This is a genomic window from Novosphingobium sp. ST904 (genome assembly GCF_001298105.1).
Lineage (GTDB): Bacteria > Pseudomonadota > Alphaproteobacteria > Sphingomonadales > Sphingomonadaceae > Novosphingobium.
Genome location: NZ_LGJH01000081.1, coordinates 1 through 12,681 on the forward strand (window position 1 = coordinate 1; position 12,681 = coordinate 12,681).

The 12,681-nt window shown below is 59.1% G+C and carries 9 protein-coding genes and 1 pseudogene; all 10 read right to left on the bottom strand.

Annotated features, from left to right (window positions below):
- Nucleotides 1-408 precede the first annotated feature (408 nt).
- Entirely contained in the window at nt 409-3,015 is a 2,607-nt protein-coding gene (locus tag ADT71_RS01405) for an AAA family ATPase (RefSeq protein ID WP_054434428.1), read from the bottom strand.
- 12 nt (nt 3,016-3,027) lie between these two features.
- The gene (locus ADT71_RS32560; protein WP_231635473.1) at nt 3,028-4,116 is read right to left on the bottom strand and encodes a hypothetical protein; all 1,089 of its coding nucleotides are present in this window, start codon (nt 4,114-4,116) and stop codon (nt 3,028-3,030) included.
- A complete protein-coding gene (locus ADT71_RS32565) occupies nt 4,056-4,790 on the bottom strand; it encodes a hypothetical protein (protein WP_231635474.1) in 735 nt (244 codons plus the stop codon). Before ADT71_RS32565 ends, ADT71_RS32560 begins: the two co-directional genes overlap by 61 nt.
- A 227-nt stretch (nt 4,791-5,017) precedes the next feature.
- The gene (locus ADT71_RS32570) at nt 5,018-5,584 is read right to left on the bottom strand and encodes a GIY-YIG nuclease family protein (protein ID WP_231635475.1); all 567 of its coding nucleotides are present in this window, start codon (nt 5,582-5,584) and stop codon (nt 5,018-5,020) included.
- Nucleotides 5,581-7,155: an Eco57I restriction-modification methylase domain-containing protein gene (locus ADT71_RS01415; protein ID WP_054434430.1), complete on the bottom strand. Its 1,575-nt coding sequence runs from the start codon at nt 7,153-7,155 to the stop codon at nt 5,581-5,583. Before ADT71_RS01415 ends, ADT71_RS32570 begins: the two co-directional genes overlap by 4 nt.
- The gene (locus ADT71_RS01420) at nt 7,152-7,799 is read right to left on the bottom strand and encodes an N-6 DNA methylase (protein ID WP_054434433.1); all 648 of its coding nucleotides are present in this window, start codon (nt 7,797-7,799) and stop codon (nt 7,152-7,154) included. Before ADT71_RS01420 ends, ADT71_RS01415 begins: the two co-directional genes overlap by 4 nt.
- Before the next feature lie 581 nt (nt 7,800-8,380).
- Nucleotides 8,381-9,868 carry a relaxase/mobilization nuclease domain-containing protein gene (locus ADT71_RS01430; protein ID WP_054434436.1) on the bottom strand — a complete coding sequence of 496 codons (1,488 nt, stop codon included), beginning with the start codon at nt 9,866-9,868 and terminating at the stop codon, nt 8,381-8,383.
- Nucleotides 9,834-10,271 carry a plasmid mobilization relaxosome protein MobC gene (gene mobC / locus ADT71_RS01435; RefSeq protein ID WP_054434438.1) on the bottom strand — a complete coding sequence of 146 codons (438 nt, stop codon included), beginning with the start codon at nt 10,269-10,271 and terminating at the stop codon, nt 9,834-9,836. The genes ADT71_RS01430 and mobC overlap by 35 nt, the downstream gene beginning before the upstream one ends.
- A gap of 525 nt (nt 10,272-10,796) precedes the next feature.
- Nucleotides 10,797-12,404 (bottom strand): type IV secretion system DNA-binding domain-containing protein, encoded by a 1,608-nt coding sequence (locus ADT71_RS01440; RefSeq protein ID WP_054434440.1) that lies wholly within the window; start codon nt 12,402-12,404, stop codon nt 10,797-10,799.
- 86 nt (nt 12,405-12,490) lie between these two features.
- Nucleotides 12,491-12,681, bottom strand: a pseudogene (locus ADT71_RS01445) (IS3 family transposase); the annotation flags it as partial.

Sequence of the window (12,681 nt, forward strand, 5' to 3'; positions counted from 1 at the left end):
GGTCGATTGGTACAATAATCACCGGCTCTTCGGCCCTATCGGGCACATCCCGCCCGCTGAGGCCGAAGACAATTACTATGCAGCCCTCGAGAACCTCGATATGGCTGCATAGCCAAATGAAAACTGCCTCCTGAAAACCCGGGGCGCTTCAGTTCTCCTTTTGGCTATGAGCCGCAACCGTTGCGGCCGATGTGGAGAACAAGGCGCGGCCAATAGGTCGCGGGGTCATGCCGGTCAAAGACCGCCCGACAGGGGAAGCTGCACAAACGAAGTGCGGAAGCGCCCGCGATTGACGCCCGATCTGGCTAAGCCAGTGAATCCACGCATGAGGCCCGTGACGTTCGCGGCTGCCAACAAGGGGGACTATGGCTCCGTCTTGCCAACTAGCAGGCCCCTCTCTCGCCTTCCTTAAGGCAGACGTGCCGCGTTTTGACGCTGACGCAAATCGTCAGCCCAGGTCGCTAGCGCGTTTATTTCATCCGCAAGGGCTTCCGGCCTCGGGAGTGGCCGGTTTAATGCCGGTGCCGCGCTGTGCAGCAACTCGGAACATCGCTGAAAACCGTCGCGCATGGATTCGCAGTCGGCAACGTTGATCGCGGTAAGTTTGACAAGACCGGGGGTTTTGACCTCATTCGATAGGCGCCGAATGACGTGGCCAACGGCTTCTTCAACCGCGATTTCCCATGTGTCACGCAGCGACGCGGCAATAGACTTTACCGTATCGCGCCATTTGTCCTGATCGCCCTGATCGAAATGGTAGCGTTCGTTAGCGAGCTGGTTGGTCAGACTGGCTATGATGTCGGAAACGCGCCGCGCCTTGAAAGGCGGCTCGCTGCGACAGAAACCAGCTTTGTCGCCGCCGCGACTTACGGAGCTGACGGCCACTTGTGGCCTCGGCGCAATCTCGTCTGCTGCGCGATTCAACTCGAACAGGAAGGCAAGGTCATGCGTGAATACGATGACCTGACGGTTCGTTGCCTCGGCCACCAACCGTTTCGCAACGGCCTCGCGGTGCATGTGATCGAGAGAGGATACTGGATCGTCAAAAACGATTCCGGATTTGTTTTCGGTGGTGGCGAGTTCGGCCATGAACGCGGCTAGGGCGACGCAGCGATGCTCGCCCTCGCTCAACACCTGCCCTACCGAAGCGGTAGGCTTTCGGGTGAGTGCAACCTTGAATCGCGGAACACCTTGCACACTGTTCTGCTGGCGAAGCTCCACAGCAAGACCTGCGATCTCGAAACTCGCCACTTCGCGGGCAAATTGCGCGCGAAGCGCGTCCGTAACCAACGCCTGCGCAATCTCTGTGCTTTTCGTGGTGATGCGGTTAGTTGTGGTGTCGCGCTGCGCAGTCTCAAGCGCTTTGATAAGTTTCAGACGCTCAATTTGCGCCAGCACATCGGCCTTGATGCCGTTAAGCCATTGGCGGTCGGCAAGTTCTGTGCGCTCGGCGATCAACGCCGCGCGCGCCGTGGAATCTGCTTCTGCCACAAGCGCTGCCCCGCGAGCCTCAAGGTCCGTGATCTGATCGGTCAGTGACTGACGCGGCAAAACCGGAACTTCAGCGTCCATGAGGGCGGTCGCGTCCGAATGACGGCGGGTGATCTGGCGATGACGCCACATTGCCTGCAAGGCTGCGCGTTTAACCTCGGTTGCCAGCACATCCTGACGCAAATCGTCGCGGATCGTTGCTACGATGGCGGCAAGCTCCCTCACGGTTAGGTCGCATTCGCTGAAAGTCGCAACGGCGGCATCGTAGTCAGCACGCGCTGCATCGGCTCGCTGCTGGCTGTCATCGCGCACGAAAGTCTCGAAGCGGTTGAGGCGGTTCGCGGCTTGCGGGGAAAGCTCTTGCTGGCATAACACGCAAACGCTGCCTGGATCGGTGACGGGAAACTCTTGCTCCGGATATGCAGCTTCAACTGAATAGGCCCGCGCACTCTCCCACAGAGATTGCCACACGTCAGAGCCTATATTCGGTAACGGTTCGCCCGCGAACAGCGCGCCGGATGCGGCCTGTGCAGCCTGCCGCGCCGCTTCGTTCGCGATTGCCAACCGGCGTAGTTCGGCGGCGCTGTCGCCGCTTATCGCGTCAATCAAGGAGTCCAGCCGCGCGACATGTCCCTCGACCTTGGCTTTGAGCGCAGCAAGCTGGCGGGCCGCGCGGGCAGGATCACCAGCGAGGTCGGCGGTGAGTTGCGCCAGCCTGTCCTGTTCAGCCTGTGCGAGATTCGCCAGCGCCTCCACATCGTCAGGGTTTGTGGTAGCGGTGAGTCGCGAGAGGAGCAGGCCGACACTGCTAGTCGGGCTGCAAGTAGGGACTCTAATACTCTGCGGCGTTTGCGCCTGTAGCTCGGTAATTTCAGCGGCGAGCTTGTCTTTGACAGACTTCGAGAGCTGGGCCAGCCCGCTCAATAGAGTAAGCGGAAACGGCGTGTAAGCGACATCGTTCGTTTCATCGACGTGGATATTGGCGGTGCGGGAATCAAAGACACTGACGGCAGACAGCGCGGTGTCACCCGGCTGGCCAAGTTGCCAAGCGCACGTGCGGTTCTGGCCGCTGATGGAATATTCAATGGTGGCGCTAGGTGTGCTGGGCTGGGCCTCGTAGATGTCTGGGATAATCTCCTCGCCGCGACCAGAGATGCGCGCGCGGCAAGCCCGTTTCAGGATGCGGGCATAGCCGGATTTTCCTGAACCATTATCCCCATAGATGATGGTCAGCCCGACACGATGCAGGGTCAGCCGCTGGTTGGCAGCCAACGCGTTGACGTGGCGAACACTATGCACCTGTCGCAGATAGACTTCGCCCTGATCGCGGTTGGGATCGCGGAGGTGAGCAGCTTCTAGTGGCACGGCGGGATTTTCGCCTTTGCAGATGGCCACCAGCTCGTCGAGCGCGGCGGCGTCAATGCCACCATCTGTCGCCAGTCGGCGCAGGGCGTCGCGCTGCCAGCCCGGACAATCAGCGGACCATGCAAGGATGCTGGCCAGCGCCTCGACTTCGGTCGTCATGCCCCGCCCCCCTTATTCCTTCGCAACTACGGTGTCGTAGAGGCCGTAGTGTGTCAGCCCTTCATGGCTTTCGATTCCGGTGTAACGCAGCGAGGCATCTTCGTAGCGGCGGAAGGCAAAGACGGCTTCGTTCATCCGTTCCGTATTAAACACTTTGAGGCGCACGAGCAGGTGGAAGTCCGCGACGGTTAAGCCCGTGACGGTGTGGAACAAGTCCGGTTCCAGCTTGGTGATAACATCCTGTAGCGTGTTTTCGCGGAAGTCAGTCAGATACATGAAGGCCGGAATTCGGGTGGCGAACTTAATCAGTTTTTCCTGAACGAGCTTGCGCTTGGATTTGTATTCCTTCTCCTCCTCCGTCAGCTCCTTCTTTTCCTTCGCCGACAATTCGCCGCCTTGTTCCTTGGCCTTATCCTTGAGGTCTTTGACTGCTTCGCTCTTGTTGATGATGGTCTCAATCACATTGTCGCCAAGGGAACGCCAGCCCTCGATGCGCTCCACCGCTGCCATCGCCTCGGCATTATCGAGTATGCGGCGCAAGGTGTCGTTATCGACATTGACCAACAGGGCGGATTCCCACTTGCGGGCCAAAAGCGTCGCCGACGTTCCGGCCATCGCAATGTCGAGGATGCCGCCGGCGTCGATCTGCGTCATGTTCGCGCCGTCGTAGGCGAGAACAGGCAGGAACGAGACAAGCTCACGCACAGCGTTTTCGGGGTTCGCTTCGCCGGGTGATAACCCAATGCCGTATTCGGATAGCTGACGGAGCGCGCGCGTGGGCGCAAAGTCGAACACGAAGCAAACAGGCTTTAGGATTTCTTCTTCGTTCGGATTGTCGCCGTTCGGGTTCTTTATCGACCACGGCGACTGCACGCGGAAAGCCGCCTGAAAATATGTTTCAGGGGATTTGAGGTTGCGCAGCATCAAGATTGACGACCATTGCGCCACGGTGACGCCAGTGGTCAGCTTGCCGCATGACAAGGTGATTGTTTTGGTGTCGAAGCCGCTGCCGACCGCCTGCCGCACGGGTGGCAGGGCATCTAGGCCGATGCCCGCCGAAGCACCTGCGGACACGACCACGGAGTAATCGTGCCAGAACACGTTGTGCTTCTCGGCCAGCAAGTTGGCCATCGCGTGACACGCGGACACGTTGGGCAGGAACCAGAACGAATGCTGCATGTAGGGCAGCAAACGAACATCTGAATACGGAACGGCGGGCGGGAGCCGGTTTTCAGGCTCTCGACCGCCTGCGGCGCGTAGCCGCCCCGGATGATATCCAGCCATTTCTGAACGTCGGTTTTATGCTTGAATGTAGCTGCGTCGCCTATGCCCGTCGCGGCAAAAAAAGCGTTCAGGTCGAACTCATCAAATTCTCCGGCGCTGGCAATGGCCAGCAGCTCGTCGGGCATTTGATAGGTCAGCAATCGCATCTGCGGGAGCGCCCCGTAGGGATTGCGCTTGTCGGGATGCTTGGCGGCGAACTCGGCCTTGGCGCGTTGTTCGTCGGTATAGGTCCAGTTGAAAATCTGTTCCTCGATAAACTCGCCAGTGGCAAGTGCCTTGAACGGAGTGCCGGACAGATAGAGATATGCGCGCGTGGTGATCGGAAGGAACTCGGTTTCGCTCTCGGACAGGACGCCCAAATCCTCGTTCACGTCCTCAAGGTCGGCGGCGTATTCGAGGCTGGCTTCCTTCTTGGCGACGGCAGCATCCTCGCCCTCGAACAACTCCTTGGCTGTCTCGCGCCAAGCGCCGAAATGGTATTCGTCAAACACGACCAAATCCCAATTTGTCGTGTGGACCCATTCGTGGCGAGCTTTGATGTTTCCCGCCTTGTCGCGGCCTAGCAGGTCTTGGAATGACCCGAAAAATACAACGGGTTTGTCGCGGTCGATCTGGCTGGGATCGCGACCGGACTTGCGCGACAGGTATTGCCAGCCGTCAAAATCGACGTGGGTTTCAAGGTCGGTCTGCCATGCGTCCTCGACGGCGGGCTTGAAGGTCAGGACCAGAACCCGCTTGGCGTCAGCTTCTTCGCAAGCTGGTAGCTGGTGAAAGTCTTGCCGAAGCGCATTTTCGCGTTCCAGAGAAAACGCGGCACAGCAGCGGCATCCTCCTGCCAGCGCGAGTGGTAATAGGCGTAGGTCTGCTCGACCGCCCGCACCTGTTCGTCGCGCGGCGGGAAATCCTCGTGATGGGTGCCGGTGAAAATCTGGCCGGTGCGTAGTTCGGCCAGGACGGTTTTCACGTCGGCGACCGTGCATTGCATCCATTCGAGCTGCGGATTCAGAAAGCCCTTGCGCTTGAGGGCATCGCGCACGGCGTGATCGGTGATGATCCCGCCGTCATCGCGCTCCGCACTTTCGTCCAGTTCGATGGTGTAATTGGTGATGGCGGCGGTTTTGAGCTGCTCCGCCACCCGCTGCTGCACGTTGCGGGTAGTCTGCCCAACTTTCAGCAGCCCCTTATGCGTTTCGGCAGCAATGGCGTAAGCGTATATGCGCGGGCGCGCTTCGGGCTTCGGGGTGAGAATTTCATCAACTGAGGGCTTTTTAAGAGATAAACTCATGTGCCAATTTCCATCGGCCTAATGACCGTTTCGATATACTCTATCTCGGCTTCGGTAAGACCATACTTCTCGTAGAGTGCACCATCAGTCCATTCGCAGTCCCAACTTTGTTGAGGAACCCACGAATACATCGGACGGAACGCATCCTGTGTAATCTTTCTCAAAGAAACGAGAAGTCGGAAAAACTTAGTCGAGTAGTAGCTCAAAATGCTCTTCGCCTCAGCCTCAGACCCACAGAAGAAAAATAGGTAAGAGCCAGTGCATACGGATGGTGGTTCAGCAACAATCGGTTTACCAAGAACCATTGCAGGTATCGCACCTCGTTCTCCGTAAGCTTTCGGGACCAAAATTTTCCAACTATCAATTAGATGATTATTTTTTTCGATTGACTCTCGGGTCATATAGCCGACGCTGCGAGTTCCCTTATCGGTGTAATAGATCGAGATATCGCCTGCCTTTGGTTCCTTTCTAAAACCTCTAAAGTTTGACTCCATCTTAAACGGTTCACGATTAGTAAGTATGTCTGATATCGAAGGTTCGCCGCGAGAGATCACCTTGTCTAGTATTCCAACTGCCACGTGGTCTCTAATGAAAATGTCGTAAGCACCTAATTCGCGCTTCACCGTTGGCATCTGTGTTTCACCTTGAAACAAAGTGTATTCACAAGGCCCCTCGTATTTCTGATCGTATAGGAAATACTGAACGCCCCCTTCAAAATCCACACCGGGGAATGCTGTGGACATTTTTGTATAGTCAACAAGATGTCGGATATGCCCCCCATTGAGCATCTTCGTTCGAAAATCGTCCATTCCACGCCCGCCCGCTAGCCAACGAGATGGAATGACCATACTGACAAAGCGCGCATCGAGATTGAGGGCTTGTTCGACGAAGAGATGGTAAATAGAAGAATCGCTCGAACCACCAGCACCGCCAGTCATTTGGTAGGGGGGATTTCCAATAACGACGTCAAATTGCATGTCGGCTCCAAACAGCTCGCCTAATCGAGCTTTTATATTGTGGGTGTGGATGAAGGCATAGGCGTGGTTCTCAAGCTCTGGACCGCGATCAAATAGTGCACGAGGTGCACCGCAAAATTCGCATTTTGCATCCTGCCATGAATGCTCAATCCGCTCGAACCAAACATTTCCGCTATCCGTGTCAAAACCCGCCGCTACTGAGTGTTCGCCATTTGCGTGCTTTGAGCAATAAAGGCTCCGCCTAGCCAGAAGCGAAGTGAGCCTTGTGATGGCAATGCCGAACACTTGTTGGGTCAAAACGTGGTCGACACGGCTTTGAAGGTCAGGAATTTCCTCTGACAGACCGGCAATCAATCGAGTGGTGATCTGCCGCAGAAAAACCCCGGATTTCGTAAACGGGTCGAGAAATTTGACTGTCTTGTCAGCCCAAATATTTGCACCATTATTGCTCGCTGCCCAAGCGTCAGCCAGTGTGTCGAGCATCCGGTTGGCAAATTCCGGCGGCGTGAAAACCTCGTCGTTGGAGAGGTTGGCGATGCACGTCAAAACGTCGGGGTTTCGCCCCCGCAGCGTGAATCCCGCCTGTTCGATCATACGGCTTCCCCTAGACTGCCGTTCACAGTTCCCGCTAAGTCGCGGAGCGACATTGGCGGATATGATGAAGTGGGCGTGAAGATTTCGTGCTTACCGAGTCCAGCAAAAAGAGAATCTTCGGCGTTGAAACCGGACATGGTGGTCAGCACGTCCAAGCGGAAATCGCGGCGCTGAAATTTGCCCTTGCCAATGTAGCCCCACTCTACAATCGTGATGGGTGCGCCGGTGGTAGTGCGCATAGTCATGGCATCGCCTTGAACAAGGTTTAGTGTCAGCACGGACATCGCAGCGCGAAATGCCTCCTCATCGCCGGGGAGGAAATCGCCTAATACTTCAAGCATATTTGCGCGGCATTCTTCGATGTTGTCCGCCAGAAGCTCTACGCCGTAGCAGCACATCAGGCCGAAAAGCGCGTAGTGCCGCCGCTCGAAATCAGACTTACCAAATTTTAGCTCAACGGCAGCGAGCTTGCGTTGCAAGATCGGAACGAGGAAATTGCCACTACCGCAAGCGGGTTCAAGAAATCTCGCATCGATTCTTTCCGTTTCACCCTTAACAAGGTCGAGCATATTTTCGACCAGCCAAGAAGGTGTAAAGACTTCCCCATGATCCGATACGCGCTTTTTAGATTTAATTAGGCTCATTTACTCGCGCTTCTAATCCTGTTGATGGCAAGGCGATAGATTACGCCTTGGATTCGGGAAAGTCCGACGGTCGAATCCCCCTTGCGCCGGAACCTCAACCATAGCGGATTCATGGTGGCTTCGTCATCACCCTACGGCATAACGGTAACTTTATTTCAACTGGGGGTTGAAGCGAGAGGCTCCAGCGTCCAGTCAGCGCATCCACGGCGGTTTCAGGAAGTGGCGCGCCCGGAATCTTGAACGCAGGCGACGGCGCACCGCACGCGGCGGCTTCGGTCGCGGTGCCAGCGGCGGAGCAAGGAACATCGAACCAAAATCAGCGCCGTCGCCCACGCCCTCAGACGTGCTGCCGGAAGTCGAAAAGAAGCTGGACGTGATTTCGGAATGGCTGGCGCTACCAGCCCCGCCCTTCGTTTTCTTGGCGCGGCGGGCAACTGCCATAAATCGGGATACAAGGCTCGGCACGAGTGCAAGGGCCGTATTGCGCACGAACCGCGATACCGATTTGGCGGCTTGAGGCACAAGGCTGGCAATCTGTCCTAGCAGCAGGCCCGGTTGCGATTGCAGGAAACGCGAGCCTGTCAGCGTGCGCGCGGATCTCGCTCCGGCCCCTCCCGCTCACGCGCCAAGGCTTCCCGTTGCCGTTCCTCATATTCACGCGCGATCTGGCGCGCGCGTTCGTCGTCCTCGATGCGACGTTTGAGGTCGTTGGCCTGCTCTTTCAGCAGGTCAGCCCGCTCTTTACCCTGACGGTCAACGAGTGTGTTGATCTCGGCTCGCTGTGCGGCGTCAAGGCCGGACACCATGATGCGGATTTCATCGTTGCGGCGATCTTCAAGGTCGGCGGCTCGTCGTGCCTCGTCCGCAAGGCGCTGTTGCCGGGCTTCCTCGTCCACGGCCTCGCGGATATTGCGCCAGATACGCTCAAAACCACCCGGCTCGGGCACGCGATCCGCGACTATGCGCTGCGCCTGCTCCTTGGCGAATGTCTCTATCGCCTTGTCGGCTGCGGCCTGCTGGCTTTCCTGCAACTCCGTCACCTCGCGGGCGTGGCGCAGCTCCTGTTCCCGCAATTCGGTTGCGTGAAGCTCCATCACAGCGCGGCGCAAGGCGTCGATATGCTGACGCTCGGCTTCTGCCGCTGCCTCCTGCGACATCGGTGTATCGCGATCAGCGGGTTTTGACTCTTGAATCGCCTGCTCTGCGCTGATGTCGGGCTGGCCGGACTGATCAGCCTCTGGCGATGGCGCGACGCGCCCAGCTTCGCGGATCGCGGCGCGGGCTTCCTTCACGCTCGGCAGGCTCTCCGGGTCAATGTCCACCATGAAGGCGCGCAGGTCTGCGGCCTTCACGCCGGGAAGCTGGCGGCCAAGGCTATGCACCTTGGCGTCGTCATCAAGGATAACAAAATCGCGGCGGTCGCCGCGCGCCAGCACGTATCCCGCATCTTCAAGCGCGGCCTTGAAGGCGGGGCCGGAATCGCTGGCTTCATAAAGCGCCGTGACCTGCGCCTTGCGCTCCCGGTGGTCGATACCGCTCCGCTCAGCCTGTTGCCATTCGTCGTGGCTGACTTCGGCGGTCGGGAACTCGGGCTGGGCCTCCTTGTCGCGCTTGGCGTGCTTGCCGGGCACATGCTCGTGCCCGAACTCCTGCTCCATCCGCAAGCTGGCCCGCTCGTGCGCCTGATAATTCTGGCTGTCAGATCGCAGCGTCATGGTGTCCATGTCGGTGCGCGCCCAGACGACATGGATATGTTCGCGCCCGTTCTTTTCGTGCATGACGACGGCGCGAGGCTGGCCCTGCAAACCAAGCTCCTCCTCCAATATTTCGACTGCCCGCGTCCATTGCTCTGGCGTCATTTCATACTTGGTGTCGGGGTCGATATTGGCGTGGTAGAGGCCCAGCTTGCCCTTGGTGGCGAGGGTGTAAGTCTGCCAGTCGCGGAAGGCTTGCTCGGGGGTGCCTGCGGAATCCAGTTGCAGGATTTCGACGCGCTCGTTGGTATCTGCGCGGCCAAGGTGGTGGGCGAGCTGACTAGGGCCAGCCCGGCTCTTGCCCTTGATTATCACGGGCTGGCTCCATGCCGAGGGCTTCGTAAATGGCGGCGATCACTTGATGATATTGGTGCAGCGCGTCACGCAGTTGCGGCACGTCAATATCCATCCCGCGATTGGTGTTGCGGGCAATCTGGTTGAGGTTGTTGCCGACGCGGTTGAGGGTGGCGAGCGCCTGCACAAGTGCCTGATGCTCGACGGGGCGGCGGCGACGCGCGCGTGGGCCTGCGTCGCCTAAAGCGAGTGCGCGCATGAAGGCGGCGGATGCCATGCCCGCACGGTCAGCGCGGGCGACAAAAGCGGATTTTTCTTCGGGGGTGACACGGGCAAAAAGGGTTTCCGTGCGCTGCCGTTTATCGGACTTGCGCCGGGTGCCGGGCGATGGTTCGCGCGGCGGCGTTTGCTCGTCGTCGGCCATAATGTGGCCTCTCCGTTGCCCCCGACAACAAATCCGCCGGGGGATCGAAGGGGGTTTACCCTCCCTTCGTCAGGGTGCAGGGGCCGATACGCTCCTGCTCGTGGTCCGGGGCGCGAAAGCTCCGGTCAGGGTTCCAAGGGGCATGAAAGCCCCTTGGTCGATGCCGCCGCCGAAACAGCGGTCGATGGGTTCCAAGGGAGCGCGAAGGCTCCTTTGGCTGGGACGCAGACATGCCCGATATGCGGGTCATGGCAGCGGCCCTGTCCAGGGTGCAGGGGCGGGAAGGCTCCTGCTCTGGGGGTTCCAACGGGGGGCACGAAGGCTCCCATTGGTCGCAGGGATGCAACGGGGTAGAATAGACCCCTTGCCAAGCCGAACCGTCAGGTTCCAGTGTGGACGGTTAGTCCGCACATGGCTTGCACCTCTCACTATTTTCATAATAGCACGATTCTCGGTTATTTCACGCAACATTGTCACGGGGAGCCTGACAGGTGTTGCAGCCGAGGGGTGCCAAGGGTTGTAGGGTCAGAACTCGTGCGACAGTGCCACCACGTCCTGCCGTGCGATACCGGCACGCTGGATATGGGCATAGGCGTGCCAGCGTCCCATTGCGATGAAGTCAGCGGGAGTCATCGCCGGGGCCATCGCGTTGCCTTCGGAGCGGTATTGGCGGTCCCGATCCTCCTGCCGCCATGCTGCTTGTTGTTGGGCGCTCAAGGCCGCAAGCTGGGTGGCCTGATCGGTGGCTTCGGGCACAAAGCGCATATCCGGCGCATAGGTCGGCTTGGCTGTCGCCGAGCCGATAGCGGCGCTGTCCAAGAAGCCGCGCGCCGCCTTGAAGTAGAACCCCGCCCCGCCCGCGTCCGGTGGCGGTGCATCATTGTCCACTGGCGTAAAGGGCGACCAGCCGCTTATCAATTCCCGCTGATCTAAGCTCTCCCACTGCCCTTCGCCAAAGACGCGGTTGCGCTCGAACTCACCCGCCAGCCAACAGGCATAGGACACGGTGGCCTGATCTTCGCTCCGCAGGAATATCTTGCTGCGGGCCTGCTGCATGAAGTTTTCGGCGGCGTCCTTGCCCATCGCCTGCGTCAGCGCCGCGACGGTCTGCGTGGCAAATACGCCCGCAACCCCTGTCGAGCGCGCGACGTTCCAAAACGTCGCGTCGCTCAAGCCCGATGCCGGGTCAACGGTCGCAAGTTCTTGCACCTCGTCCATCATCACGACGCAGGGCTTGGATTGCGGGCTGCCGCCCTGCTTTTTCAGCGCAGCTTCGCGCCGCCGTGCTTCCCGATACAGCACCGTCTTGAGCAGGATGGCGACAAGGCGGGCGGGCAAGCCGTCCTCCATCGTGTTCAAGGTCACAAGCGCGATCTTGCCATTGAGCGGCGCGTCGAGGCTGGCGGTATCGGCGTCCTGTCCGCAGAGAAAACGCTCGCGCAAGGCCGTCGCCCCAGCAAAGCCGTCCATAAGCTGCGAGATATTGGCGGTGATGCCTGTCTTGGTGTCCTTCGCCATGTCCTTCCATGTGGTCGTCACATAGGACAAGCTGGCGGCAACATCGGATGCTGACAATACCCCCATGCGGTCGATCTGGCGCAAGAGGGCTTCCTGATCGCTCGCTTTGCGGGCGTCCTCCATCGCCTCAAGGCAGGCTTTGTTGGCGCGGGCAATTGCATCGCAGGCTGATTGCAGGCGTTTTTCGTCCAGCACGGTTTGATACGCCCACCATAGGCTTGACGGATGAAGGCGCGAAGCCTCCGCTTCTCCCTCTGGTGTTGCCGTATAGGCGCGGCCAACGGTGAGCGCATGGCGCATGAGGTTGGCGGCCATGTCGGGCCAGAAGGTATCTCCTTGCGCCCCGCCGACCTGCGCGAGAACAGAGCGCAGGACGGCAGCGACGTGGCTGGGTGCGAGGCTTGCGGTGATGTTCACGCCAAGGTCGCCCGTGCCTGTGCCGATACGCAGCACGTCGCCCGACCGCCCTGCTGCGGCGGCGATCTTCTCGGCGTCGTGCCACAACACGCCCTTGGCGTCGGTGATATATGCGCCGCACTCGGCTTGCGCGAACACCTGACGCAGCAGTGGTTTCAGAATCGCCGTGGTCTTGCCGTCGCCCGTGCCGCCAAACACCAGCAGGTGCTGGAACAGGGATTCTCCGTCGAGAGCGAGGGTTTGCCTGAAGCGCCCCGGGTTTTCAGGAGGCAGTTTTCATTTGGCTATGCAGCCATATCGAGGTTCTCGAGGGCTGCATAGTAATTGTCTTCGGCCTCAGCGGGCGGGATGTGCCCGATAGGGCCGAAGAGCCGGTGATTATTGTACCAATCGACCCAGCGCAGCGTTGCCATTTCCACGGCCGAAACGCTTGGCCATGATCGCTGCCGCCAGATGACCTCGGCCTTGTAAAGGC

Coding starts and splice junctions, on each gene's coding strand:
- ADT71_RS01405 (WP_054434428.1), bottom strand. CDS start 3,015: ATGACGACCGAAGTCGAGGCGCTGGCCAGCATCCTTGCATGGTCCGCT.
- ADT71_RS32570 (WP_231635475.1), bottom strand. CDS start 5,584: ATGAGTTTATCTCTTAAAAAGCCCTCAGTTGATGAAATTCTCACCCCG.
- ADT71_RS01415 (WP_054434430.1), bottom strand. CDS start 7,155: ATGATCGAACAGGCGGGATTCACGCTGCGGGGGCGAAACCCCGACGTT.
- ADT71_RS01420 (WP_054434433.1), bottom strand. CDS start 7,799: ATGAGCCTAATTAAATCTAAAAAGCGCGTATCGGATCATGGGGAAGTC.
- mobC (WP_054434438.1), bottom strand. CDS start 10,271: ATGGCCGACGACGAGCAAACGCCGCCGCGCGAACCATCGCCCGGCACC.